Origin of the sequence: Couchioplanes caeruleus (assembly GCF_003751945.1) — a bacterium.
Classification (GTDB): Bacteria; Actinomycetota; Actinomycetes; order Mycobacteriales; family Micromonosporaceae; genus Actinoplanes; species Actinoplanes caeruleus.
The window spans coordinates 7,048,646-7,071,775 of the sequence record NZ_RJKL01000001.1 but is presented as its reverse complement, the minus strand read 5'-3'; the positions used below and the strand labels follow the sequence as shown (position 1 = coordinate 7,071,775).

Sequence of the window (23,130 nt, the reverse complement as noted above, 5' to 3'; positions counted from 1 at the left end):
CCTGATGGCTGGATGCGGCTGCGGGAACCGCCGGACCACCACCGTGTGGCTGCTCGAGTACGAGAACACCGGTCGGACCGCCACCGAGCACGCCACGAAGATCGACGCGGAGATCGCCGACGCCCGCAACGGCGGCGGCGGCACCATCCGCCCCATCTCCAAGTAACACCCGCCTGGTGATGGTCAGCTCGACCCGCTCCCCGACCTGACCACCCCTTGCACCACGCCGGGAGCACCGATGCGACTGATCATGTTCAACACCACCATGGGCGTGGCCGCCGGCCTCGCCCTCATGCTCGTCCCCCGCTTCTGCGCGGTCATGCGCGGCGACCGCCCGCCGCTGCTGCTCGTCAACCGCAAGCCAGCCGGCGGGGGCTGGGCCGCCACGTTCGGGGTCCTCGGCGCCATCCTCACAGGGCTGGGCTTCGTGATGACGGTGTGGCACCCCCTGGCGCCCGCGAAGGACTACATCGACACGATCTTCGGCGAGCCGTCGCTGATCCTCGGCGTGCTGCTGCTCGCCGCGGCCTGGTACCTCGCCCGCACCGGCGACCCCCTCGACCCGGAGCGGCTGCGGACCGCCCTGTCGCCGGCGAGCTGGGTGGTGTTCTGGCTCGGCATCGTCCTCGCCTGGTGCGCCGCCGCGATCGCCCGGTTCGACGTGGTGTCCTCGGCGCCAGCCGAAGAGCCGATCACCGGACTGCTGCACGACTGGCCGATGATCGAAAACCTGTTCTTCGCCGTCGTCCTGTACGGCCTCGCCGCCGTCGGCTGTCTTGCGTTCCCGTTCGCGATCCGCCCGAACAGCCGCATCGCCTGGCTGCTCATGTACTGGGCCTGGACCGTGTCCGGCGTCGCGTTCGCCCTCTTCTCGGCGATGAACTTCTACACCCACACCGGTCTCTTGATCAATCTTGGAACGGACGGTCCGGGTCTCCGGTGGTAGCCCTGTGTCAAGGGATCCGAGACTGCGGGATGGGAGTGACTGTGGTGTGGGGTGTACCCGAGCCAGACCTTCGAGGCCCCTTGGGCGCCGAGCGGTGTCAGCAACTTCCTATCTCACGAACGGAGCGCTCCGGACCGCGCTCGAAGAGCTAGATGATGCTCGGCGAGAAGCAGCAGATAACGGTGGTCGTACCGCCGGGCGTTCCATCACTATCAAGACCACAGGCGCCGCCAGGTCTGCTCTTTGCCGACGCCCCGGATGCGATCGGCGAGACGTTGTTGCTCATATGTCCCGAATCTTGTCCCTATGTTCAAGAGTCGGCACGGTCCGGGGTGCCGGGGTGGTCGATCTGAGCGCCGGGCGGGAACGGTTGCGCGTCCGGGTCGTCAGCGTGTCGGTACACGGTGCGGTAGTCGTCGGTGAACTGGCTGACGTCCTCGTTGGTGATGGAGAGGTACCGGTTGCGGTTCTTGAGCGTGCTGTGCAAGAGCCGCTGCGGAAGGCGCAGATGATCGAGGACGCCTTCCCGGCGGGCGCCGACCCGGGCGCCGAGGGCTTCGGTGGCGTCGGCGTAGGCGTCGCCGGTGACGCGGCGCACCACTGTGATTGAGACGTCGACGTCGGCAACCTCAGCTGCGCCGCATGCGTGGCTGCCGAACAGGGTTACTCGTTCGACAGTGAGCAGGTTATCTGGGTCGGCGTTGTAGGCCCGGACCCGATTGAGGAACGCCGCCAACACCTGTTCGGCCTTGGCCGCCGGTATCGGTGAGACGAACTTCGCGCCGGCGATTGCGTTGCCGGAGATTGTGGTGTCGAACAGCTCATGGCCACCCGGGTCGCGGATCTGCGTGAGGTGCCCGTCGGCGAGCAGATGGTCGATGATCGAGCGGGAGGCGTCGGCATCGACCTCGAGCAGGTCGGCAATCTCCGCGACGGTCAGCCCGTCTCTGCGTTTGATGTGCTGCAGCAGTGTGCGTAGCTGCGGCGCGGGAACGCCGGCGATCACATCTGTGCTTTTGAGCCGCATGAGACGTCCCTTCGCTCCAGCCCGATCTTGAATCGTCGTGCAACGGTGCCAAGGCCGGCGAAACCGTGGCGACGGTGATCCGCATGCTCAGCATCCCAGGAAGGCAGGGTCGCCGAAGACGAACTCGTCACCATGCTTTGCCGGCTAGCCTGCGCCTGGTATACGCGTGGGGGCTGTGTGTACTCCAACACCACGTGATCCGACTCATCCTCGTATGAGCGCTACTTTGGCGGGCGCGGCACGATCGCTGGTGTGTCGCGTCTTGGACCTTGCACCAGTCTTGTTCGTGGGGCTCATGGCACCTTGGCTCTGCGCACCCTCGAACGCGGCCGCCACAGGAGAAGCGGCGCCAACCCGCGTCGCTACCGGTGTCGACGACGGCGAAGATGTTGTCGACACCGGCCTTCCACCCCTAGTTCGGTCGGCTTCTCAGTACGGTTTCGGCGCCACCGCAGCAGCGTGTTCCACCAGAGCACCTTGTCGTGCGAGTCCTGCGGCACCACGATCTGCAAAATGGCGACCACGGTGGTGAGCAGGGCTGCGACGATCGTGTAGGACAGCAGTGCCGCCCAGGGCATGCCAACCTACGTGCCGAGCAGGTAGCCGAATGCACCGAGGCTGGCCACACCGAGGGTTTTCATGCCGCCACCGCCGGGCCGAGACCGACGACGACCGCGGGCAGCGTCCGCGGATTGACCAACCGCATCGGCACGCCACTAGCCGTGCCTGCAGATTCTTCGACGATCATGATGATTGCCGTCACAGTCGAATCCGACAACATGACTCCCTGTACGCAAACGAGCCGGCGGCGTAGGGAGCATGTCGGTTACACCACGCTCAACACCCCACCGGAAGGCCAAGAGGTCGCACTGCACAGGGCAGCACTGGGACCACGAGGCACGCGGGGATGCGTACGCACGAACTCGCCGGGCGGCTGCGCCGACGCCGACGCCGATGGCAGGCCTCGCACCGAGCGGGCCGCCATCGCCAGCTTGGACATCGCCCGTGCGAGATCAAGCGCTGTCGCCTGTCGGAGCTGGATGGCGGTCAGGGCAGCCGACCACCGCGATGACCTGAACGCCTGGTGGAGCCGATTGCTGAGCGATGCGGGCTGCTCGTCCACCAGCGCGAACGCACACTCGAACGCTTCCTTAATGGCGCGGCGTCGGCTCCTTAGCGCCCACCGCGCGCTATCGGTCTTTACTACTGTGAGCACCTCGAGGAAAAAACCCGGGACGCGCCCGCTGCCGCTGCTCGGTGGATCGTCGATGTTGCTTGATGATCCCGGTGACGATGTGCCGGCGACGATAGGTTCCGCCGTGGAGCTCAACTGCCTCATCACGCGCTTGACCATCCGCGTGGATGCGGTGAAGCGGGCGGACCGCTTGGCCTCCCACGCCAGGAGCGCCATGGTGACGGACTTGCCGGAGCCTGCGGGGAGGTGCTTGATCTGCCAAACTTCCGAACGACCGTCGGCGGTCATGACCAGATTCGCGCCCCTGCCGGGCCGTGAGGTAGTAGGTGCGCCACAATCGCACAGAGGCAGAGCGCGGCACGAAGCCGACGCGTAGTCCTCGAAGTGACTGCGATGCACGTGGTCACTGTACGGGGCACACCACCACAATGGGGGTTCGCGCGCGGGGGCTCGCAGCGCCAACGACTCCCTGCAGATCGACCAGCCTCTTTGGATCTCGGAATACCGTCTCTTTGGGAATCCGGCGGGTCACTGCCTGGGTCGTTGCCGACTGCCCGGCGGTTCGGGACAGCCCACCTTTGCCCGGACACCGACCGGCATGCGGTAGTTCCGTTGCCGGGTATGCCGCTGCTCGGCCAGGGGTCACACCGCTCCCGTCACAACGCCCGGTCGCGGATCTTCGGTATGGTGGGAGTAACTGCCGATGCTGGCTGCGGGCCGGTCGGGACTGATGTCCCAACCGTGCCGAGGAGAGCCACCGGTGGAGTTCGAGATTCCCGAGACCCTTGACGGTCTCGACCTGGACGCGTTGACCGCCTTGGAGAACGATGCGGTCGCCGCGTTCGACACGCTACGCGACGACCCCGAGCTGACCGGCGACGGCCTGGTGCGGCTGCGCGAGCTGGCCGAGTTCGTGCGGCAAGTCCGTGCTCGCGAAGGCGAGATCATGGCCGCTGCGGCGCAGGTCGCCGCCGAGCTGGACGACCTCGCCGGGCAGGTCCACGGCGACGACGAGGACGACGAGACCGAAGGCGAGGAAGAGGGTGAGCCGGCCGGGAGCGCTCCGGGCCAACAGGGGGAGCCTGCGCCGGCGCAGCCGGATGAGGCGCCCGTCGAGCCAGCCGAGCCGGCGGAGCCGACTCCGGTTCTCGCGTCGCTGGCGCGGCGTGCCGCGGCACGGCAGCCGAAGCCGCGTACGGCGGTGTCGGCGCGCTCCGCGCGAGTGAAAGCCGCCCCAGACGTCCCCAACGTGCCGAACGGGCATCTGTTCTCTTCTGTGGAGGATCTAGCGAGGGCAGTGGATGAGCGGTTCGCGGCAATGCCGCGCGGCGCGGCGGTGCAGACCCGGATCCGGCAGGGCGTCGCGCGGATCGAACTGCCAACCGAGCAGGGACTGGTGGCGTCGGCGGGCGACGACTTCGACGTGGTGGAGCACGCGGCGTCGCAGACGCGGTTGTCGGGCGGCAACCTGGTGGCGGCGGGCGGCTGGTGCGCGCCGTCGGAGACGCTGTGGGATCTATGCCCCGGGCTGGAAACCTCGGAGGGGATCCTGGACCTGCCGACGGTGACGGTGACCCGCGGCGGTCTGCGGTACCCGACCGGGCTGGAGTTCCGGGACCTGTTCTCCGCGGTCGGATTCGTGCAGACCGAGGCGGACTCGGTCGCCGGCACGGACAAGTCCTGCTACCGGGTGCCGTGCCCGGACTTCGCGGAGACCCGCCTCGAAGTCGACGGGATCTGCCTGGAGCACGACATCGTGCAGAACGAGGTGTGGCCGGAGAACACCCGCGAGGTCGTACGGCGGGCGATGGTCGCCCACGAACACAAGATCAACGCGAGGTTGATCGCGAAGATGGCCGCCCCGTCCGGGTCGACGCCGTTCACGCTGCCGCTGGGCACCGACGTTGACGGTGACCACACCACGACCGGGGTGCTGGGTGCGGTGGCGATCGCGGCGACGGACTACCGCCACCGGTACCGGATGAGCCGGCGGGCCACCCTGGAAATGCCGGCGCCGTCGTGGCTGCTGGACTGGATCCGCGCGGACATGGCCCGCCGGGCCGGGCAGAACTTCTTCGACATCACCGACGAGCAGATCACCGCCTGGTTCCAGCGGCGCAACGTGCTGCCGCGATGGGTGTACGACTGGCAGGACGGCTACGTCGACGCAGGCGGCGCCGGCTTCGGCGGAGCGGCGTCGCCGCAGCAGTGGCCGTCCTCGGTGCAGCTGCTGATGTACGCGCCGGGCACGTGGGTGAAGGGCACCCGCGGAATCATCGACCTCGCCGCGGTGTACGACTCGACGAAGCTGCGCGACAACGAGTACATCGCGCTGTGGTCGGAGGAGGCCACTCTGCTGATCAAGCGGTGCTACGCCTCGTACCGGCTGACGGTGCCGCTGTGCCCGTCGGGTGTGACCGGTCAGCCGGTCGCGTTCGACTGCGTCGCCGCATGACCCGCACCGCCCCGGGTGGGGAGTCGGCGCGGTGACGCAGCCGTGGGTGAGCGTCGCCGCGCCACCCGTGGTGCCGTACCGGTATGGGCTGTTCTCCGCGGCGGCGGTGCTCGACCCCGCCGACGCGCGCGAGTTCATGGCCGGGGTGCAGTGGGAGCCGGTGTGCGCGGACGCCCCGGCGCCGGTCACCCTGGCCGAGGCGTGCGCGGTCGACCGCCCGCCGCTGCACCTCCCGCCGGGCGTGGACGTGGCGCAGGCCGGCCCGCCGATCTCGCTGTATACCGGGTTCGTGTGCGCGCTGCCGGGCCGCGATGACCTCCTCGAACGGGCCCACCAGAAACTCGGCCTGATCGAGCAGCAGTCGCTGGAGCACTACGCGTGGACCGGCACAGCCGGCAACCGGCCCCGGCTGGCCGACCCGGACACCGAAATACTCGGCGGCTCCGCCGCCGCGCCGGTGTCCGCGGCGATCGGGCTGGGATTGCTGGAGGCGTTCGTGTCGGACCGCAGCGGCGGGATCGGAGTGCTGTGGGCGCCGCGGTGGACCGCCGGCGTCCTGACCGGTGCGCAGCTGCTCCGGGTGGAAAACCCACGGCTGGTCGCGCCACTGGGCAACCCGGTTGTGTTCGCCCACACCGACGGCGCCGGCCCCGACGGCACCGTGCCGCCGGCCGGTGACGCGTGGCTGTACGCGACCGGTGCGGTGCAGGTACGGCGGGGCGCGGTGTCGTTGCCGACGCTGCCGCAGGCCCTGTCGACGGTTGACAACGAGGTGTTTGCCGTGGCGCAGCGCCGCTACCTGGTCGGGTGGGGTTGCGCGCAGGCGGCGGTGAAGGTGCGGCTGCCGCAGGCGACCGCGTGAGCGTGGAGGGCGACATGACGGTGACGATCCATCCCCAGGACCGCGACGACGCGCGGCGGCTGGCCCGCCGCCTGCTGAAGGCGGCCGGGCCGGACCAGCACGACGAGGTCCGCACGACGACCGGCGGCGCCGGCGGCCTCGCATTCGATGTACCGGCCGACCTGGCAGATCGAGTGTTCGGGCTCGACAACGATCCTGGCCGTACCGAGCACTCCAGCGGCGGGCTCGCTGACCCGCCTACGCCGGACGAGCCGAAGGCTACAGAAGCGTCGAGCCCGGAGCCGGCTGATGACGCCTCCGATGAAGCGCGTCCGCCTGCCGCGACCGGCGCGGGTCGGGGCTCCGGCAGGACGGCGGGCCGGCGGCCACGTAGCCGCTGAGTCAGCGGCGCCGAAGCAGCGGATTACGACGCGTCGGACAGCGGCGGTTCCAACCGGCTAGACCCGTCTCATGCGCTCGGCGAGGTCACGAAGGTCGGCCGGGGTCAGACCGGTGTTGGCAAGGTATTCGGCAACCCTGTCTTTCCCACCGTGACGCTTGCGCCGGGTTCAGGCACCCAGAGGGCCGCCGAGGCGGGATGGCCGGCATCCCGGCCGGTTGACCCTTGGGCGGCTCTCGTACCGCCCAACGCTCCACGGCGAAACACCAAGCGGCGTACGCAGTGACCCGGGTCAGTCCGCGGGGGCGCCCGGGTCCGGCGGTGAAGGTCGCCACTGTTCGACGTCGCCAGGATCGAGGTCGGCCCGTAAGCGCAGGTGCCGTACGGCATGGCGGAAACGTCCGTTCTCATACGCCTGGTCCACGACGATCTCCGCGACCAGCAGCGGCTCGACCTGCGCGTACGGTTGCGGTTCGCGCTGGTCGAGCTGTCCGATCCACGCGGCGGGCAGCGGATGCGGCCACGGATGGGAACCGCCGGCGGGGGTCAGCAGCCCTGCCGCTTCCTGACGCTGGCTAAACGCCAGCGGCACGGTCCGCCCCACGTACCGCAGCCGTTGACCGCGAGCGTCGAGGCGCCCGAGCAGCAGCACCCGCGGGTCGTCGACCGGACCGATCACCCCGCCAACAATCGCCTCGGCGGTTACCCGCCGCTTCAGTTTCCACCAGGCCCCGGTCCGTCCGGCCCGGTACGGGGACGCCAGATCCTTCACGACCAGGCCCTCAGCGCCGGTGAGGTACTCGTCGAACCAGGTGCGGGCGAGGTCTACGTCTACCCGAACTCCTCCCGGTTCCTTCGGCGGGTGTTCGTGGTTTGGCGCTTCGTTTGCTGGTCATCGGAGTTCGACCTGGAGGGTGAAAGCGGTGACGGACCGTCGAGATTCTCGACGATTGCGGGTAATTTCCGATGTATGGTCGTCTTCTGTGAGCCGAGTCGTCCGTGAGCTTGGCGGTCGTCCGCAACTTGGCCTCTCCGCGCCGTCTGCAGAACGCTGCAGAGGCTGAGGACTTCGAGCAGGAGCTCGTCGATCAGTTCCTTCTCGCGGGCGTCGGAGCCGGCGTGACAGACTCGGTCGTCTGTCAGGAGCGGTCGCTGATCTTCGAGTTCTTGCGCTTCCTGTCGCGACCCTTGTGGACTGCCGGGCCCGAGGACGCCGATCGGTTCCTGGCCTCCCAGCGGCGGGGTGGTTTGGCGCACTCGACCGTGCAGCGCAAGGCATGGGCGTTGGCCAGCTTCTACGACTTCCTGATTGCCCGGTATAGCGGCGACATCCATGCCCTGACCGGGTACGTGGTCGAGCAGATTGTTGACGAGTTCAACAGGCCGGCGAAAGCTGAGTACGGCGCACCACGGGTGCCGCCGTCGACCGCGGAGGTCGAGGAACTGTTCGGCGGCTGGCGGCAGGCACTTCCGCAAGCGCGGAAATTCCTCCCGTCCGCCCGCGACTATCTGGCCGCCTCGCTCTGGCGACGGGTCGGCTTGCGCATCGGCGAGACCGTCATGCTCGACCTGCGGGACTGGCGGCCCGACCTGGGCGAGCACGGCAAGCGGCCCGACCTGGGCGAGCACGGCAAGCTGCATGTGCGCTTCGGTAAAGGCAGTCGCGGCCGTGGCCCGAAGACGCGACTGGTCCCGGCGATCGATGAGGTTGACCGGCTGATCACATGGTGGTTGGCAGAGGTGCGGCATCAGTTCGGCGACGACTGGGACGATCCGGATGCTCCGCTGCTGCCAAGTGAGCGCCGCGACCCGATGACTGGCCGGTGCCTTCGCGCCGGCGATGGCGCGTTGCGGCAAGGGCTGGCGCAGGCGGTGGACCGGCATCTGCCGAAGTGGTCACGGCGGCTGTCGCCGCACGGGCTCCGGCACTCCTGCGCCTCGCGACTGTATGAGCAGGGCATGGACCTGAAGGCGATTCAGGAGCTTCTCGGTCATGAGTGGCTCTCCACGACGACCCGCTACGTCCATGTCCATGACGATCACGTGGAGCAGGCGTGGGCGGCAGCCAACCAGCGGGTCTCCGCCCGGCTTGACGCGAAGGCGAGGTAGGGCAGATGCGATGGAATCTGCGCATGAAGGCCGCCGAACGCGGGATCTGGAAGTCGACTGAACTGCGCCGCCGGCTGGCCGGGGCCGGGATGGCGGTCAGCGCGGGGAAGATGTCCGCGTTATGGACCAGCACGCCGACCACGGTGCGCCTCGATGACCTGGACGTCATCTGCTCGGTGTTGGAGTGCACGCCCGCAGACCTGCTGATCTGCGAGCCGGAGAAGGTCGCCGCCCGCAAGCCCCAGCAGGAGGCGGCCGCCGGTGACGGTGCGGTCGTGCCGATGCCGCCACCGCGTCTGGGCAGGCGGCGAACCACGCCGCCGGCATGAACACCCGCAGCGGCCCTCGACCCGAGACGTGCCCGGCGTGCCGGGCCAAGCCCGTCATGAACGTCACGACGAGGTGCTGCGAGGACTGCTACCCGGCGCATCACCGCTCCCCGGACCCGTGCCGGCGGTGCGGGTCGCCAGACAACTACTGGTCCAGCGGCCTATGCATCCGCTGCCACCGGTATGCACCGGCACTGCCGGATTCGTGCCCGCACTGTCTGGCGTGGGGCCTGTTCAAGAACACTGGTGGAATGTGCCGGGCGTGCCGGCACTGGCACAGCCAAGACCCCCCATCGGCCAGTGCCCGTCCTGCGGGACTATCAGCACGCTGCACCCGCTCACCGGCCGCTGCCGCCTGTGCCGGCGCCGCGACCGAGCCCGCCGCCGCTGGGAAGCCGGCGATACCCGCGATACCCGCCGCGCCGAGGCCGTCTACGGCGGCCAGCAGCTCTTCCTCGACGGGATGGAGCACAAGCTGGCGCTGGCAATGAAGGGCTCCAGGCACCGGTCCCGACTTCGTCCCACGCAGCCGCGCTCCACAACCCCGCCGCGTCCCGGTCCCATCCGGCCGCTGCCGTATCGGCAACTCGTTCTCTTCGACGCCACGCGCGAGCTGGTGCGCGACGGCAGATACGTCGAGTTGCCCCCACCGCCGGTCTCCAGGCTGGCGGAGGCGCTCGAGGCCGCGGCTATCGAGTACGGCCCTCGTCACGGCTGGACGGACAGTCTGATCGGGACCGCCAGGCGCGGACTTCGTGTCCTGTTAGCCCTTCAAGACACGCCCGGCGCCCCGATCCGCGCCAGCGAGGCCGCGGTCCTGTCACAGCTCAGCCGCCGCGCGCTCACCGTTACACCTGTGCTCGCTGTTCTCGCCAGCGTCGGCATGCTCGACGACGACCGCGTGCCCGCGATCGTGCCCTGGTTCAACCAATGCGCATCCGGACTACCACACCGTATGGCCAGGGAGCTGACAGAGTGGTTCACCGCTATGCGCGAGGGCAGCTCACGCGCGCCGCGACTGCACGTCCGAACCGACCGGACAGTCCGTAACCACCTCACGGTGGCGTTGCCCTTCCTCAAGACGTGGGCAGCCGCCGGCCACGACTCCCTCCGCGAAATCACTAAGGACCAGGTCTATGCAGCCGCTGCCCGAGCGCGACGCCCGGGACAGCGCAAGGACATCATCTCTGCTTTCCGGTCGATCTTCCGGCTGCTCAAGGCTCGGGGCCTCGTGTTCGCCAATCCGACCACCGGCCTACGCGGTGCCACCATCCGGGGACAAACACCGCTGCCGCTGACCGTCGATGAACTCGTGACAGCCTTGGATCCGGCCGAACCCACCCGCGCCGCTCTGGCAGCATTGCTGATCTTCCACGGCATCCGACCGCGCCAGCTGCGCAGCCTGCACCTGCTGGACCACCGCGACGGCCGACTGCACGTCGACGGCCTGGTGATCCTGCTGGCGCCGGCGGTGCTCCAGCGACTCACCACCTATCTCGACTTCCGCTGCAGGCGATGGCCGGCTACGGCGAACCCGCACCTATTCATCAACGTGCGTACCGCGTCACGCACCAGCCAGGCGACCTACGTGTGGGTCAACAAGACCCTCGGCATTCCCGCCAGCAGATTCCGCGAGGACCGCATCCTGGACGAGATCCACGCCTCCGGCGGCGACGTCCGCCGCGCGGCCGAGTTGTTCGGACTGACGATCCCCCCGCTGATGCGATACCTCGCTACCCTCAACCATCGCGGACTCGGCGGATGAACAGGTCAGCCGGTCGAGGGGTGCCGGGTGCGCAAACTTCGTCGACAGCACGTGGTGTGTCAGGCATTGACGGCGTCCGCAGCCGATGAGCCGACGGGTTTGAGGTTGCCGGGCCGTGCTCGGGCATCCACGAACGCGCCGCATCGTGGCGTCTCCAGCGGGTAGGGTCTCGGCGTGACGACGAGCGCCGGTCCCGACGCGGTCATGCCGCCCGAGCGGCGGCGGTGGACGTGGGAGCATCCGGTCGGCCCACGCTGGCTCCTTCTTGGCGACGCCGGCTTCGAGGACACTTACGAGGACGACATCCCTCTGGCACTCTGCGCGCAGATCGAAGGACTGTTCGCGGATCTGCCGCCCCAGCCCCGAGAGCAGTTCACCCTTATCGGCTGCACGCCGGACGGCGCGCTTGCCGATCTCATCGGTCGGCTGCCCGCCGATGCACTCGGCACTGACCAGGCCTCGCTGGGCGACGTCTCCATCACCGCGCCTGCACCACAGTCAGGCATGCCGCCGCCCTGGTCGGGCGAGGACCTCGGTGACGTCGTCATTCTGAAACAACGACCGAATGCCACCATGCCGGGAACAATAGACATTGATCTTGGTGGCTTTGTTCATGTCTACGACCGCACGGACGCCGTGCTACGTCCCGGCGAGGTAACCGAATTCGTGCTCCACGGCCGCGACGAGGCGTCCTACGGCACGTGTCGGGATGTCACCGGCGTGTTTCGCGATCAGGCGGCACCGCTGGTGCCGCAGATTCGTCTACTCGGCTGCCGACCGGAACCCCCGTTACTGAGCGCCCTCGGTGCGCTCGGCCAGTCGACCAAGGCAGGCCTGCGTCACCGCCGAATCCGCGCCGATGTCCACGTGGTCGCCGCTGACGGCTCAGCGGGTCAAGTCATCGGCGCGGCGGTGTCAGGGACGGTCCACGCGAGCGGACCATCAAGACTCGGTGCCGGACTTCTCGACGTGACCGTCGACAGCGATCCGCAGGAACCGCTGCCGACAGGGATCCTCGACATCCTGAAGCATTGGCACACTGGACGGCCCACCGAGAAGAACCTCTGGGCCGGCTACAACCGGGAACTGCGCCACCAATGGGCCGGCGTCGCGCTCACCCACCGAACAGATGCACCCGACCAGCCCGCCGACACCACATACCACCTCGACGGCCAGTTCGTGACCGACATCGAAGGGTTCTACTGCGCGATCGGTGAGGCGATCAACGGCCCGGGCGGATACTTCGGGTGGAACCTCGACGCGCTCGCTGACTGTCTGCGCGGGAAGTTCGGCGCGCGGGCACCGTTTCGGCTCGTGTGGCACAACTCGACCGTCGCCTGCAAACACCTCGTGACCGGTTACGATCGGCGTCGGCTAAGTCCAGCGATCAGCCTGGAGTATCTCCTAGAAATGCTTACGGCGCACCAGGTCCAGGTCGACCTCGACTGAGCTGTACGCCCGTCACAGAGTCGGCCGACGAGGGGCTGGCAGGTGGTAAAGATCCAGACCGCGGGCTCGGCCGAGCGCGAAACGACGAGACCAACCTCCAGATTCCTCGAACCGGAGCGCATACCAAGGCCAACGGTCGCGAACGTGGCCCGGTTCTGGCAAGACCGCCGTTCGGAATTGACGAACCGAGGCACTTTGGTCTGCGGGCACAGCACCAGCGCTGGCGGCGCGTCGGCGAACAGAGCTTCGAGCCGGGTGCGGCGTTCCCGCAGCGGCCGGGCGGTCAGGTCTTCTCCGGCGGCGGCGAGGACGTCGAACAGCACCAGGTTCGCCGGACGGCGGGCGACCTCGGTGGGTAGCCGGCGCCCGGCGGTGATCCGGCCGAGCAACGCCGAGAACGATGTCCGGCCCGTGGCCGGGTCAAAGACGACAAGCTCTCCGTCGACGACGGTGTCCGGCGGTAGCGCCTGCTCGACCGCGGCCGCGACCTCCGGCGCGTATGGCGTCAGGTCTTTGGCCTGGCGGCTTTGCAAATAGGCGCCGCTGGGACGGGTGAACGCGAGGCACCGCCAGCCATCCATCTTGATCTCGTAGGCGCAACCGCCGCGGCACATCCCCGGCTCGGGCAGCTCCGGTACGCCGACCGCCCGCATCGGCGCGATTGGCGGCCTGAGCACCCACTGACGCTAACGATCATGATCAGCGTGACGTGCCGGAATGCGCGCTCGCCACCCGAGAGGGGTGGCGGCGCGGCGGGAAGTGGCGGCGGCCCGGCCGAGGTGGGTGCGGATGACATTCATTGCCGCATTGCTTCCGCCTGGCCGGGCCCGCCATGTCAGTTCTCAACCAAGTTGGTCCGCGTGGGGCCCGTTGGCCTGCGGCGGATCAGTTTGACTGAGATGGTGTCGAACTGGCTGGTCTCACTAAATCTGATCTTTTTCTGCGGTGGGCTGCTGCGGTTTTCGGGTTGTTCCTGTGCCGGAAGTAGATGCTTCTGTCGGGTTCGGTTCCGTAGTCGCGCCACCAGTAGCCGGGTCGTTCGGGGACGTCGGCCCAGCGGCAGAGGGGGTGACCGCGTTGGAACAGCTGGTTGGGTTCGGGATGGGCTAAGTGCACGGCGGCTTGCTCGAGGAAGTGCAGGGGCGCGGTGATGATCGGCTTGGCTTGCTGATCTGCGGACGCATCGGGCCAGGGCAGGGTGCTGAACAGCTGGGCCAGCGCGATCATCTCGGGGTAGCGCACGAGCTGATCGGTGTCGGGCAGGTTGAGTCGGCTGGCGCGTTCGTGCCATCTGCTGATGAGGTGTTCGGGGGACTCGGCCCGCCGCTTGGCGAAGGGCCGCCAACGTCGGATCAGGGCTGACGCGGCGTCGAGGGACCGGCTGAAGGTGTGCCGGCGTCGCCGGTGCAGGTGGTGGTGACGGTGGGCTGCGGCGGCGATCTCCGTGAAGGGGCGGAGTTGCTGCTCGCCGGTGATACCTGCTCGGGCGAGGATCGCCTGGTGGGTGCGGCAGATTGCCGGCTGGTGTTCGTCCAGGGCGATCAGACCGGTGCCGGGCGAAATTTCTGGGGCACAGCGTGTGCAGGCGAAGGCGGACCGCCGGTTGAGGATGCTGGTCCACTCACAGATCGGAGTGGGGCCGATGTCGGTGGAGAGCGCGGCGCCGGTGGCCTTGAGCAGGGCAGCCGGTGTAGATCCGCTGTAGATCGCGAGCCGGGTGAGCGCGGCATGGTTGAGGGCGAGGTCGTAGGTGCTGGTGGCGATGCCACCGGCTTTGGGGTGGGAGTGGTGGCGGCCGAGGTGGGATAGCAGTAGTCGCGGCGTGGCGTGGTTGGCGGCGGCCAGCCGCCGGACGTAGGAGAACAAGAACTCGCGCGGCAGTGGTGACAGGGGTATGGGCAGCGCCCGGGCGGGTTGCTGCCATGGGCCGGTGAGGCTTTGAGCGTCCGGGCGGATCATGCGGGTCGGACGGCTGGCTGGCGGCGGCGTGGTCGTGGTGGGGTTTGGCGCTCGGCGGCGTGGTCGAGGGTCACCTGGTCGAGGCTGGTCTGGGTGAGGCGTTCGGTGCCGTCGTAGATGGCCTCGATCGCGGCGTCGCGCAGCAGATGCGAGAGGCTGCCGATCATGCCGTTGGTGCGTTCGTAGAGGTAGGTGGCCAGGCGCAGCAGGCTGCCGGGGCGGTGCCGGTGCAGTCGCAGGGCGGTTTCGAGGGCGGCGATCAGGGCGGCTCATTGGTCGCGCTGGCTGCGGGTGCCGTAGATGAAGGGTGTGCTGGCGATGCTGGTGAAGCGGCCGGCGATTTGGCGGCCGCGGACGCCGGTGAACAAGCCGACGTGTTCGACGTCGATGCCGGCGTAGATGAACGTGGCGGGGATGCGTTCGGCAAGGTATTTGAGCTGGTCGGAGCTTTCGGCGCCGCCGCGGGTGGCGAGGTTGAGGTTGTGGATCTCGTCGACGAGCACGAGTCTGTGCGCAGCTGGAAGAGCAGGTCGCAGACGGCGTTGGTGATGTTGACCTGGTTGAGGTGCCGGGGTAGCGGTAGGCCGAGGAACCGAGCGAACTCGGCGGCGAGGACTTTCGGGGTCGCCGCGGGTGGGACGGTGACGTAGACGACCGGTAGGAACGGGCCGGGGGCGGTGCGCCGGCGCCGGGCGAGCAGTTCGTGGTGTTTGCCGAGTTGTTTGATCGCGGTGGTCTTGCCGGTGCTGGATTCCCCAGTGACGACCAGTCCCCGGCGGGCAGTGTCCTGGCCGCGGTTGAGCACGGTCAGCCGCCGTCCGGTCTTGACGACGCGTTCGACGGTGGGGGTCGCGACCACGATGAGCCGGGCATGGTGCCCGATGCGGGTTTCGTCGTAGACGTCGCGCTGGGCAGGGGTGAGCGCTGAAAGCTCGGCGGGGCCGAGCAACTTGACGGGTGTGGGCTGCCGGTTGACGAAGGCCGCCCAGCCCTCCTTGGTGGTGGCCGGGCTTTCGCAGTCGGCCGCCGGGTCGGCTTCTTGGCTGGTCATCGGTAGCGTCGCTCGTCTCCTGCCTCGAAGGCGCGCAGCGGAATGATCGTGGCGATAGGGGCATCGTCGTCGGTCGGTGCGTCGTCGGAGCGTGCGTCGGGGAGGTCGGGCCGCGGTGCGGGTGGGGCTGCCGCGGTGCGGGCGCGGACCCGGCGAGCGTGGGCGTCGGGTGCGGACGGCCCGGCGGCGCGGGTTAGCAGGTCGTGCAGGGCATGTGCCACCTCGCTCTGCTGCGAAGTGTCGCCGCCTTGGCCGGCCACGATCTGGCGGGCGGCGCGCCAGGTGAAGTCGGCGAACGGCGCTGCGACCATGGGCAGGTGGGTCCAAGTGGCGGTGATCCACCGCTTCGTGCGCATGTCGCGGACGAATACTTGGGACAGGTTGTACGGGTCGTAGTGGATCTCCCAGCGCCGGTTCTTGCCGGCCACGCCGGAAGTGGTGTGCCGGCAGGGGTTGAGCTGCGGGCTGTCGTAGTGCCGATGACCGATCTGGATGCCGTGGTCGCCGATGGTGCGCCAGCAGACGGGCAACAGTTCAAGGTAGTCGTCGCCGGTCAGCGGCAGGCGCAGATAGCCCGCTGCGGCAATCCCCGCAGCGAACATCTCGTTAGGCGACAGCGGCCGCAGACCTGAAGCCGCCAAGCGCAGGCCTTCGTGCGGGCGCGGCTGCCAGCCGGCGACGATCCATTCGTCGAGCAGCTCCTGCAACTGCGGGACCGACCAGCGGGCCTGGGTTGTGTCCGGGGTTCCTCGCCGGGTGACGTCGGCGCCGAGGTAGCCCGCGACGTGCTGGCTGAACAGGGTGTTGATCGACCGGAACGACCGCTCGACGATGCCTTTGTCGGTCGGCGTACGCGGCCGCGCTGTCTGGATCGAGATCCCCAGCCGGGCGCACGCGCTGACAAAGGTCTGGGAAAGGAACACCGAGCCGCGGTCGGTCACGACGGTCTCGGGCACTACCACCGGCCGCGCCGCGGCGTGCTCGAGCCGCTCGTCCAGCGCCAGCAGTCGGCCGTGCGGGATGCTGGAGCGAGCCATGTGCAGTGCCTCGGGCCAGCCGGGTCGCATCGGTTCGGGCACCAGCATCCGGGCCAACAGCAGCGCCGCGTCCACCGCTTTGGTGCCTCTCGGGCGTAGAACCGCGGCGCAGATCGAGCGGGTCGCGACGTCCAGCACGATAGTTAGCTCGACCCGTCCGGGCACGCCGTCGTCGAGCAAAGCGATAACGTCCAGCGGTGACGTGTCGATCTGCACTAGTTCACCCGGACGCTGCGCGAGCGTCTGGGTGAACGGGCGTTCCGGCCGGTTCGCCTGGGTGCGGGGGGTGGTCGCCTGCCCGAAGGTGTGCCGGCCGGTGTCCATGGCCGCGCAGAGCCGGTAGAACGTCGCCCGTGACGGCATGCGCACCTCGTGGTCGCCGTATTCGACCGCGATCTGCCGCTCGACGCGGCGCCGCAGCCGCGACCGGGTGCCGGTCGACTCGAGGGTTTCGGCCTGCATGGCCGCCGCGAGAACAGTGGCCACCCGCGGGTCGACGCGCCCGTGCTGGCCGACCGGTCGGGTGCCACGATGGTCGACCAGAGCCCAAATGCCGCCGGCGCGGTAGCGCAGCCGCATCCGTTTGACCGTTGCAGCGCTGACGGGCTCGCCGGCGAGGCTCAGTTCGGCGGCCTTCGCGGCATCTCGCTGGGCCAGGGTGCGCGTGGAGGGATCGAACGAGGCGTGGGCAGGTGTGCCGGGCGGGGCGTCGGGCGGCAGCCCGGTCTCGACCTCGACGACATGCCGCTCCCAGCTGCGCGCTCGCTGCACCACCGAAGGGGGCAGGGCGTCCAACAGCCCGACGGGGTCGAGATATCGGGCCGCAGGATCTGCTCCGAGGAGCCGGAAGCCCGGGCTGGCCAGTAGATGGCCTGCCAGCAGCAGCCGCGTTCGGCCGGTGTCGCCGGACAGACGCACCCGGGTGCCGTCGAGCCCGGTGACGCTCCACTCGTCGTCCTCGAAACGGACCCGGTCGCCGACACGTAACACCTGGTTATGGCCGGCGGTCATCGCCTGACCGCTGTCACGGGCGAGGTAGCCGACAGAGCGATGGTCAGGTCGGTGCGCAACCGGCCACGCCAGAGCAGATGGAAGATCACCGGCAGGCTTGCCAGCGGATCGCCGAGCAGCGCGCCGGCCTGCATCAACGGCATCGGCGCCGCGAGGAGTTCTTCGGCCGCCTCCTGCAGGTCGGGTCGTGCGCAGCGGGGATGCCGGTAGCCGGCCAACCAGCGCACATTCGCGGTCACCGTCGCATCGGGCTCGTGTAGTAGCCGATACTGCCAGCCCACCAGCGCGCAGGCGCGGCCGGTCGCGGCGAACCCCGCCGCGTCGGCCGGCTTCACGCGGGCGGCAGGCCGCACGTCGATGACCACTCCGGTGCCGTCGGTGAGCCGGGCGAAGAAGTCCGGCACATGCCGGCGTACACGGGTGCCGTCGTCGTAGTACAACCGGAACGGCTGCGACGCGATCGCCGCCACCATCGGGTCGAAGTCAAGCAGCATCAGGTGATCGCGTTCCAGCCAGGACTCGAACCCCACATGCCCACCGGTCGAGGCCGACCACCACAGCCCGGTGTTGCTGCGCTGGCCCTGATACCGGGCGAACGACCGCACCGGCGGCACCGCTTCGAACGCCACCGCCAGCGCGTCCGGCAAACTAACCGTGCGTTCCAGGCCGTCAGGTTTCGCGTATCCGATCGCATACCGCAGGGCGGCGACCTGACGCGCGGCTGTCAACGCCGCGTCTGCCGACATCACCGTCTCGGCCATGCCCCTCCCGCCCGTGTCCCCGTTCCTGCAGGCTATGGCCGACGAGGCAAACGTCCCATCGCCGAAAAGAGCGACACCGTGCCGACGAAACCAGACGTGCCGTGGGCCGTCTCCCGAGCGTGTAGGTGGAGCGCGTGCTCTCGCGCCAGCGCGAACAAGGTACGGATTTCAACCGATGCCGGCCGTCAGCTGCTCGCTGCTCAGGGTGCGTAATCCGCGGACGAGCGTCAACCCTCGGATCGCGACTCAGATCAAGGCATCTGATCATGGTCAGGCCTGGCCGTTGAATGGCGATACGTCATAGCCCGACGGTCGCTGGTTCTTGATTATCGTCGTGGGTGGCGACACTGTTGGCCATGTGCGAGACGAGGTGGTAGCGAGCGGGGAACTCGACCAGCTGTTGCGGTCGGACGAGGACGGCCGTCTGCGATGGCTCGACCACCGTCAGCCGGGGCCTCCAGACGCGAACTGGTGGTTGCACCTGCTGCTGTTGATCGATGAGCGATGGGAGGAGCGGCCGGCGGGGCGACCGGCATGGGCTCAGCTGAAGATTTGGCTGCTGGGCCAGGCCGGTTGGCGTGGCGCGCTCGAGCAGGGCGAGGTCGCGGAGCGGACGGCGTACTACGTGGCGCAGATGCGCGACGCCGCAATGGCGGCTTCGAGCCTGCCGTCAGCGGACACCGTGGTCCGGGCGTGCCTGGATGCCATACCCGTGTCCCTCGACCGCGTCGCCGTCCTGACCGATCGGGTGGACCTGCACTCGCTGGAACGCCAAGAGCTGCTCGATTCACGGCGCGCCAAGAACCTGCTTAACGCTGCGGAACTTCTCCAGGCCGACCTCGAGGATCCGGATCTGGTCGATCGTCTCCGCGCGTGGCTGGCGATCAAGCCACGCTTGGTCTGAATGCCGCACCACGAGATGATCATTCCGTGGTGACAATCCGAGAGACGGGGACGCTCCTGGCGTCGATGCTTGAAAGCGCAGGAGTGTACCCGAGCACGGTGACTGCGGCAGACGTGCGAAGCATCGTCGAGGTCTTCCGACGGTTCGCCGCGCTGCCGGTCGACGGCGTGGGGCGACCTGAGGAGGACGGGGACGGAGTCCTCGCCCAGTTCGGCACGTTCGACTTCCGTGGTCGGCCCGAGTTCTCGGCCGATCTCACCCGGCAGCTCATCGACGCCAGCGATGAGGACGCGCCGATGTGGCAACTGAGCTGCACGCTTCACTGGGCTTCCAGCACGGACACCGAGCTTCTGAGGTCGGGACACCTGTGGTCCTTTGGCAAAACCCTGGACGAGTTCTTCACCGAAGCCGTCGCCCTTCCCGGCTGGGCATGGGCACTGGACCGGTCACATACGCCCAAAGACCTCAAGATTGCCCTCACAGAGGTGTGAGCAAGGGCCCTCATCGACGCCACCGAGCACTGCCCCCAGCCGGAGCCCGCTATCCGAGCAACGGCGTACCAGTAACCAACGGCCAAGCGGATCGCGGCCATGTGCGTACGGCTCAGGACCGGGCCCTTTGCGGGATCGGTACGTCTTTCACGTGGCGGACGTGGAGGCGCGAGGCCATCGCGAGGTACTGCAACGTCGTGGTTGACGACGGTGTGCCCAGTTCGATCTGGAACGCGTCCTCGTATCCCTGCTGATTGCGAAGCACCCACCGCCAGGCGCAGGCCATGCCGAGCAGGCCGGCATAGTGCTGATCCGGTTGGGTCGGCACCGAATCCGACACCCAGTGATGAAGCTGCGGCCGTTGCTGCGGATCGAAGGAAATCTCGACCGTGTCGTCGTCAGGATCGGCTTCCACCTGGAGGTATCCCTCGTGGAAGCGGAACTGGACCGCCACAAGCCAGGATGGGTCGTCCATGTGCGCCAGATGGACGACCTCAGCCAGATTGGTCAACACGGAAGGCCCAGGAGGAAACAAGTCGTGCGCCATACGGAGATCATGGCAGCGACTGTGTCGGTCGATGTATCCGCTATTCGGCAGTTCAGGTCTACCAGGCTCCGCGCCGCCGGTCACCAACCGTGACGGCCGGCGCTGCCCCGCGCGCACGAACGGCGGCAGGAGAGTAAGAGCTGCGGACAGCATGGAGAATGAGACCCATGCCAGGACCTTCGATTTCCGTGCCGGCCTACGATGCGTCGATCGGAGTTGTAGCACCCGCTGAAGGCGGCACCATCACGGTGCAAGTGGTGGACGGATCGGTAGAAATCTTCGGTGACTCAGCCGGACTTCGCGATCTCGCCCGAATGTGCCTCGCGCTGTCCGACGTCCATGCGCCAGAGGGGGCCCACATTCATCTCGACGCTCGCATCAACCCTCTGGATCTCGGCTCAGCTTCTTTGATGCTCGCACGTGATCAGTACCGCACTGGGTAGCAGGCGCGGACTGCGGCATGAGCGGACGCTGATCAGTCTGGTTGGCCGTCGACCAGGTGGAGATGCCGTAGGCCGGGAGCGAAGGCGGCGACGTGGTCGGTGGTGCCGTGGTGTGACTGCGACGGTGTGAAGCGGCCTTCGCTGAGTGCGATGTCGTAGGCGCCTCCGTAGGGGTACTCGGCCAGGATGCCGGTGACGTGGTGCTCGCCCGCCCAGGCCAGTCCGGCTTCCTCTGTCTCGAAGACGGCGGAGGCGTGTCGGGCCTGGTCGCCATGGAAGATCCAAACGGTCGGGCGTAGCGGACTCTGCTGGTCAGTGGTGGGTCGGCGACGAAGGCCTTCTGGAGTGAACGAGAACGCGTAAGGGGCGTCATTGGTTCGATGACGCACTGCGAGTACCACCGGTTCCGGATGCAGAGACTGTGGTCCGGCGTCGGGGTCGGTGGTTGCAATGGCGCTCCAGAGATGGAAGCAGATCAGGTCGTCCTTCGAACTGGCTGTGGCGTAACCGAGCGTTTTGGCCCCCAAGGAGTTTCTTCCACCAACCCACAGTGACGGTTCGCCGAACGTGCCGATGACTTGGGAGAGGGTCTGGTCTTGTAAGACCCGTTCATCAATGGTGGCGGTGAGCTGTCGATACTCGGCCGCGGACATGGTTCGGTCGAGATCAAGCCAGCCGCATCGGTGAGCGATGCCGGCATAGACCGATGCTGCGGCGTCACGTACTGCGTCTGTCGGCAGCAGGTTGGAGTAGCGGCCTTTGACTCCCGTGGCGGAGAAGAAGTGATTGCGGAGGCTGTCGAACTCTGTCTCCCACCGTGCTGAGCTGCCGTCCACGGCTGCCATCGCGCCCAGCAGGAGCAGCTCGGCTATCTCGTCACGGCCGTACATGCCGGGACGGCGGAACAGGGCGTTCAACTGCTTGCGATGATGCTGACGCGCTTGATCGAGGATGGAACCTTCATCGCTACTCATCACCACTGATCATGACATCTGCTGTATCCGCTCATCGGCTACTCCGGACGGCGCCAGGGATTTGGGCAGAACTACCCTCAGTAATCGATCTGTGCTGGCTCTTGGACCGGCGATCGGCCGGCCGCTGCGCCGCGGATCTCGATGGCCGCGGCGTACCCGGTCGCGTACGCGGCTGCGCACTTCCACGCGTACGCCGACATTAATGGTGGTCGGATCAATTCCAATGAGACTGGATCAGATCCGTTGAGAACTCACACGCCATCACACCCACTGTGACCTGCGAATTCGCCCTCGCCAAGAGCCTCGCGCGAACTACAGCCGGGTAGTTTGATCTACCCCTGGGCCTAGCGCAGGTAGGGCAGCGTGAGGTCCAGGACCAGGCCCTCGGCGGCGACCATGCCCACCGCCGTGGCCCACCACCATGCAGTCCCCGAGACGTACAGGCAATCTTGCGGAAATGTCATCGCGCAGCAGCTCCACCCGCACGCCCGGCATGAGCAGCCGCACGACTCGGCCGTCGGACAGCGGCAGGTCCCAGCCGTACCGGCCGTCGCGGTCCGCCGCCGGGTCCCGCACGGGGTCACCGGTGAGGCCGGCGACGCGGCGCTTGAGCGGCGTGGCCTCCAGGTAGGCTGCGCGCTTGCGGACCTCGGTGAGGAACACCTCCAGCGCGGCGACCGCCAACTCCTCGCTCGGGTTCTCGACCGGCTGCGTGCCCGGGTTGATGACCCCGCCCGTGTTGATCATGCGCCCACCGTACGCCGCCGTGAGCCGGCCTTTGTGCTGCTGAACGGACCGCTCGCCCTGGCGCGTCGACGACCGGAGGGCGGTGGCTGATCGCCGTGCCGGTCATGGTCGGCAGCTCGTAGGCCATGTCGCCGCCGCGCGCCCATGCTGGGCAGGTGAGCGGGTCGCCGTGTGATCCGCTCCACGGCCATATCGGAACGCATAAATGTACGGCAACGATCATTCTGAATACAATGAATATATACAGGCAGTCGCGACTCGAGAAAGGAATCCGGTATGAGTGACGAGCGGGAAGCTGAGATCAGGGACGAGTTCGGGTTGACCGAGGAGCAGGTCGCGCCGCGACAGATCAAGCTTCTGATCGACCGCCTCGTGCAGGCCGAGCAGCTCGTCGCACGAGCGGGCTCCGAGCTCGCCGACCGGGCGCAACAGGGCGCCGACCAGGCCACCGTACGCAACACCTGGCCGACCCTCGGCGGGTCACCCTTGCACGCCACCGCGGAACTCGCGGCCCGCTTCGACTACGCCCTGGTGCGCCTCGCCGAACGGTACGAGGCACTGGCGCTGGTCGCCGAATCCATCCGCGACATCCGCTGACCACCATCTCGCCGGACCTTGTGCACCGGCAAGACGCCCCGACCGCATCACCTCTCTTGCGCGCCCTCCCGCAGCCGACGCTGCACGGAGGG

General features: G+C 68.1%; 28 protein-coding genes and 1 pseudogene. 14 read left to right on the top strand and 15 right to left on the bottom strand.

Annotation, left to right across the window (positions count from 1 at the left end; genetic code table 11):
- Positions 1-4 precede the first annotated feature (4 nt).
- Both EDD30_RS39425 and EDD30_RS31870 read left to right on the top strand, forming a co-directional pair.
- Positions 5-166, top strand: coding sequence for a hypothetical protein (locus EDD30_RS39425; RefSeq protein ID WP_170047271.1), 162 nt, complete (start codon positions 5-7; stop codon positions 164-166).
- A gap of 72 nt (positions 167-238) precedes the next feature.
- Positions 239-946: a DUF981 family protein gene (locus EDD30_RS31870; protein WP_071805672.1), complete on the top strand. Its 708-nt coding sequence runs from the start codon at positions 239-241 to the stop codon at positions 944-946.
- 310 nt (positions 947-1,256) lie between these two features.
- Here the strand turns inward: EDD30_RS31870 and EDD30_RS31865 are convergent, their stop codons facing one another.
- From EDD30_RS31865 to EDD30_RS31860, 4 genes are all read right to left on the bottom strand, one after another.
- Complete coding sequence (locus tag EDD30_RS31865; RefSeq protein WP_071805671.1) at positions 1,257-1,973, bottom strand: MarR family transcriptional regulator; 717 nt, start codon at positions 1,971-1,973, stop codon at positions 1,257-1,259.
- A gap of 362 nt (positions 1,974-2,335) precedes the next feature.
- Complete coding sequence (locus EDD30_RS38500; protein WP_143162693.1) at positions 2,336-2,551, bottom strand: hypothetical protein; 216 nt, start codon at positions 2,549-2,551, stop codon at positions 2,336-2,338.
- A gap of 59 nt (positions 2,552-2,610) precedes the next feature.
- Complete coding sequence (locus EDD30_RS41620; protein WP_280526182.1) at positions 2,611-2,736, bottom strand: hypothetical protein; 126 nt, start codon at positions 2,734-2,736, stop codon at positions 2,611-2,613.
- A 63-nt stretch (positions 2,737-2,799) separates the two neighbouring features.
- Positions 2,800-3,456 (bottom strand): hypothetical protein, encoded by a 657-nt coding sequence (locus EDD30_RS31860; protein ID WP_071805670.1) that lies wholly within the window; start codon positions 3,454-3,456, stop codon positions 2,800-2,802.
- Positions 3,457-3,928: 472 nt separating this feature from the next.
- Here EDD30_RS31860 and EDD30_RS31855 point away from each other — a divergent pair, with 472 nt between their 5' ends.
- Genes EDD30_RS31855 through EDD30_RS31840 form a run of 3 tightly spaced genes read left to right on the top strand, consistent with a single transcriptional unit; the run spans position 3,929 to position 6,865 of the window.
- Positions 3,929-5,623, top strand: coding sequence for a major capsid protein (locus EDD30_RS31855; RefSeq protein ID WP_123678620.1), 1,695 nt, complete (start codon positions 3,929-3,931; stop codon positions 5,621-5,623).
- A 31-nt stretch (positions 5,624-5,654) separates the two neighbouring features.
- Positions 5,655-6,485 (top strand): hypothetical protein, encoded by an 831-nt coding sequence (locus EDD30_RS31845; RefSeq protein ID WP_071805668.1) that lies wholly within the window; start codon positions 5,655-5,657, stop codon positions 6,483-6,485.
- A 14-nt stretch (positions 6,486-6,499) separates the two neighbouring features.
- Positions 6,500-6,865 (top strand): hypothetical protein, encoded by a 366-nt coding sequence (locus tag EDD30_RS31840; protein ID WP_148088167.1) that lies wholly within the window; start codon positions 6,500-6,502, stop codon positions 6,863-6,865.
- A gap of 291 nt (positions 6,866-7,156) precedes the next feature.
- On the opposite strand, the gene EDD30_RS31835 is transcribed toward EDD30_RS31840, so the two are convergent.
- A complete protein-coding gene (locus tag EDD30_RS31835; protein WP_071808279.1) occupies positions 7,157-7,543 on the bottom strand; it encodes a hypothetical protein in 387 nt (128 codons plus the stop codon).
- A 320-nt stretch (positions 7,544-7,863) separates the two neighbouring features.
- Here EDD30_RS31835 and EDD30_RS31830 point away from each other — a divergent pair, with 320 nt between their 5' ends.
- From EDD30_RS31830 to EDD30_RS31815, 4 genes are all read left to right on the top strand, one after another.
- Entirely contained in the window at positions 7,864-8,973 is a 1,110-nt protein-coding gene (locus tag EDD30_RS31830; RefSeq protein WP_071803513.1) for a tyrosine-type recombinase/integrase, read from the top strand.
- Positions 8,974-8,978: 5 nt separating this feature from the next.
- Positions 8,979-9,302, top strand: a complete 324-nt coding sequence (locus tag EDD30_RS31825) for a helix-turn-helix domain-containing protein (RefSeq protein WP_071803512.1) — start codon at positions 8,979-8,981, stop codon at positions 9,300-9,302.
- A gap of 262 nt (positions 9,303-9,564) precedes the next feature.
- Positions 9,565-11,067 (top strand): site-specific integrase, encoded by a 1,503-nt coding sequence (locus tag EDD30_RS31820; RefSeq protein WP_123678615.1) that lies wholly within the window; start codon positions 9,565-9,567, stop codon positions 11,065-11,067.
- A 174-nt stretch (positions 11,068-11,241) separates the two neighbouring features.
- Entirely contained in the window at positions 11,242-12,516 is a 1,275-nt protein-coding gene (locus tag EDD30_RS31815) for a barstar family protein (RefSeq protein ID WP_244945474.1), read from the top strand.
- On the opposite strand, the gene EDD30_RS31810 is transcribed toward EDD30_RS31815, so the two are convergent.
- The 5 genes and pseudogenes from EDD30_RS31810 to EDD30_RS41065 all read right to left on the bottom strand — a co-directional run.
- Positions 12,426-13,169 carry an ATP-dependent DNA ligase gene (locus tag EDD30_RS31810; RefSeq protein WP_143162571.1) on the bottom strand — a complete coding sequence of 248 codons (744 nt, stop codon included), beginning with the start codon at positions 13,167-13,169 and terminating at the stop codon, positions 12,426-12,428. The two genes, EDD30_RS31815 and EDD30_RS31810, sit on opposite strands and share 91 nt — an antisense overlap.
- A 232-nt stretch (positions 13,170-13,401) precedes the next feature.
- Positions 13,402-14,475 carry a TniQ family protein gene (locus EDD30_RS31805; RefSeq protein WP_071803510.1) on the bottom strand — a complete coding sequence of 358 codons (1,074 nt, stop codon included), beginning with the start codon at positions 14,473-14,475 and terminating at the stop codon, positions 13,402-13,404.
- Complete coding sequence (locus EDD30_RS41075; protein WP_244945473.1) at positions 14,472-14,642, bottom strand: hypothetical protein; 171 nt, start codon at positions 14,640-14,642, stop codon at positions 14,472-14,474. Before EDD30_RS41075 ends, EDD30_RS31805 begins: the two co-directional genes overlap by 4 nt.
- Before the next feature lie 102 nt (positions 14,643-14,744).
- Positions 14,745-14,978: a hypothetical protein gene (locus tag EDD30_RS41070; protein ID WP_244945697.1), complete on the bottom strand. Its 234-nt coding sequence runs from the start codon at positions 14,976-14,978 to the stop codon at positions 14,745-14,747.
- Positions 14,979-15,049: 71 nt separating this feature from the next.
- A pseudogene (locus EDD30_RS41065) lies at positions 15,050-15,280 on the bottom strand (ATP-binding protein); the annotation flags it as partial.
- Between EDD30_RS41065 and EDD30_RS41060 the strand changes: the two are divergent.
- The gene (locus EDD30_RS41060) at positions 15,179-15,403 is read left to right on the top strand and encodes a hypothetical protein (RefSeq protein WP_244945696.1); all 225 of its coding nucleotides are present in this window, start codon (positions 15,179-15,181) and stop codon (positions 15,401-15,403) included. The pseudogene EDD30_RS41065 and the gene EDD30_RS41060 overlap by 102 nt on opposite strands.
- Before the next feature lie 119 nt (positions 15,404-15,522).
- Here EDD30_RS41060 and EDD30_RS31795 read toward each other — a convergent pair whose 3' ends face one another.
- Both EDD30_RS31795 and EDD30_RS31790 read right to left on the bottom strand, forming a co-directional pair.
- On the bottom strand, positions 15,523-17,574 hold the full coding sequence (locus EDD30_RS31795; RefSeq protein ID WP_071803509.1) for a Mu transposase C-terminal domain-containing protein: 2,052 nt from the start codon (positions 17,572-17,574) through the stop codon (positions 15,523-15,525).
- Positions 17,571-18,335, bottom strand: a complete 765-nt coding sequence (locus EDD30_RS31790; RefSeq protein ID WP_244945472.1) for a TnsA-like heteromeric transposase endonuclease subunit — start codon at positions 18,333-18,335, stop codon at positions 17,571-17,573. The genes EDD30_RS31795 and EDD30_RS31790 overlap by 4 nt, the downstream gene beginning before the upstream one ends.
- Before the next feature lie 358 nt (positions 18,336-18,693).
- Between EDD30_RS31790 and EDD30_RS31785 the strand changes: the two genes are divergently transcribed.
- Together EDD30_RS31785 and EDD30_RS31780 are read left to right on the top strand one after the other, a co-directional pair.
- Positions 18,694-19,239 carry a hypothetical protein gene (locus tag EDD30_RS31785; protein WP_071803508.1) on the top strand — a complete coding sequence of 182 codons (546 nt, stop codon included), beginning with the start codon at positions 18,694-18,696 and terminating at the stop codon, positions 19,237-19,239.
- Between the two features lie 26 nt (positions 19,240-19,265).
- The gene (locus EDD30_RS31780) at positions 19,266-19,730 is read left to right on the top strand and encodes a hypothetical protein (RefSeq protein WP_244945471.1); all 465 of its coding nucleotides are present in this window, start codon (positions 19,266-19,268) and stop codon (positions 19,728-19,730) included.
- Between the two features lie 112 nt (positions 19,731-19,842).
- On the opposite strand, the gene EDD30_RS31775 is transcribed toward EDD30_RS31780, so the two are convergent.
- Positions 19,843-20,277 carry a DUF6334 family protein gene (locus EDD30_RS31775; RefSeq protein WP_071803507.1) on the bottom strand — a complete coding sequence of 145 codons (435 nt, stop codon included), beginning with the start codon at positions 20,275-20,277 and terminating at the stop codon, positions 19,843-19,845.
- 188 nt (positions 20,278-20,465) lie between these two features.
- Here EDD30_RS31775 and EDD30_RS38495 point away from each other — a divergent pair, with 188 nt between their 5' ends.
- The gene (locus EDD30_RS38495; RefSeq protein ID WP_148088166.1) at positions 20,466-20,720 is read left to right on the top strand and encodes an Imm32 family immunity protein; all 255 of its coding nucleotides are present in this window, start codon (positions 20,466-20,468) and stop codon (positions 20,718-20,720) included.
- Positions 20,721-20,752: 32 nt separating this feature from the next.
- On the opposite strand, the gene EDD30_RS31770 is transcribed toward EDD30_RS38495, so the two are convergent.
- Together EDD30_RS31770 and EDD30_RS31765 are read right to left on the bottom strand one after the other, a co-directional pair.
- Positions 20,753-21,694: a DUF7710 domain-containing protein gene (locus EDD30_RS31770; protein WP_143162568.1), complete on the bottom strand. Its 942-nt coding sequence runs from the start codon at positions 21,692-21,694 to the stop codon at positions 20,753-20,755.
- Positions 21,695-22,006: 312 nt separating this feature from the next.
- Complete coding sequence (locus EDD30_RS31765; RefSeq protein WP_071803505.1) at positions 22,007-22,441, bottom strand: hypothetical protein; 435 nt, start codon at positions 22,439-22,441, stop codon at positions 22,007-22,009.
- 276 nt (positions 22,442-22,717) lie between these two features.
- Between EDD30_RS31765 and EDD30_RS31760 the strand changes: the two genes are divergently transcribed.
- Entirely contained in the window at positions 22,718-23,038 is a 321-nt protein-coding gene (locus tag EDD30_RS31760) for a hypothetical protein (RefSeq protein WP_071803504.1), read from the top strand.
- The last annotated feature ends 92 nt before the right edge of the window (positions 23,039-23,130 follow it).

What these genes read in the sequence shown, in the direction of transcription:
- EDD30_RS31790 (WP_244945472.1), bottom strand. Translation starts at nt 18,335, where the DNA reads ATGGCCGAGACGGTGATGTCGGCAGACGCGGCGTTGACAGCCGCGCGT.
- EDD30_RS31865 (WP_071805671.1), bottom strand. Translation starts at nt 1,973, where the DNA reads ATGCGGCTCAAAAGCACAGATGTGATCGCCGGCGTTCCCGCGCCGCAG.
- EDD30_RS31825 (WP_071803512.1), top strand. Translation starts at nt 8,979, where the DNA reads ATGCGATGGAATCTGCGCATGAAGGCCGCCGAACGCGGGATCTGGAAG.
- EDD30_RS31765 (WP_071803505.1), bottom strand. Translation starts at nt 22,441, where the DNA reads ATGATCAACACGGGCGGGGTCATCAACCCGGGCACGCAGCCGGTCGAG.
- EDD30_RS31795 (WP_071803509.1), bottom strand. Translation starts at nt 17,574, where the DNA reads ATGACCGCCGGCCATAACCAGGTGTTACGTGTCGGCGACCGGGTCCGT.
- EDD30_RS31770 (WP_143162568.1), bottom strand. Translation starts at nt 21,694, where the DNA reads ATGAGTAGCGATGAAGGTTCCATCCTCGATCAAGCGCGTCAGCATCAT.
- EDD30_RS31775 (WP_071803507.1), bottom strand. Translation starts at nt 20,277, where the DNA reads ATGGCGCACGACTTGTTTCCTCCTGGGCCTTCCGTGTTGACCAATCTG.
- EDD30_RS31810 (WP_143162571.1), bottom strand. Translation starts at nt 13,169, where the DNA reads ATGCGGGCGGTCGGCGTACCGGAGCTGCCCGAGCCGGGGATGTGCCGC.
- EDD30_RS31860 (WP_071805670.1), bottom strand. Translation starts at nt 3,456, where the DNA reads ATGACCGCCGACGGTCGTTCGGAAGTTTGGCAGATCAAGCACCTCCCC.
- EDD30_RS31760 (WP_071803504.1), top strand. Translation starts at nt 22,718, where the DNA reads ATGAGTGACGAGCGGGAAGCTGAGATCAGGGACGAGTTCGGGTTGACC.
- EDD30_RS41075 (WP_244945473.1), bottom strand. Translation starts at nt 14,642, where the DNA reads ATGATCGGCAGCCTCTCGCATCTGCTGCGCGACGCCGCGATCGAGGCC.
- EDD30_RS38500 (WP_143162693.1), bottom strand. Translation starts at nt 2,551, where the DNA reads ATGCCCTGGGCGGCACTGCTGTCCTACACGATCGTCGCAGCCCTGCTC.
- EDD30_RS31805 (WP_071803510.1), bottom strand. Translation starts at nt 14,475, where the DNA reads ATGATCCGCCCGGACGCTCAAAGCCTCACCGGCCCATGGCAGCAACCC.
- EDD30_RS31840 (WP_148088167.1), top strand. Translation starts at nt 6,500, where the DNA reads ATGACGGTGACGATCCATCCCCAGGACCGCGACGACGCGCGGCGGCTG.
- EDD30_RS31870 (WP_071805672.1), top strand. Translation starts at nt 239, where the DNA reads ATGCGACTGATCATGTTCAACACCACCATGGGCGTGGCCGCCGGCCTC.
- EDD30_RS39425 (WP_170047271.1), top strand. Translation starts at nt 5, where the DNA reads ATGGCTGGATGCGGCTGCGGGAACCGCCGGACCACCACCGTGTGGCTG.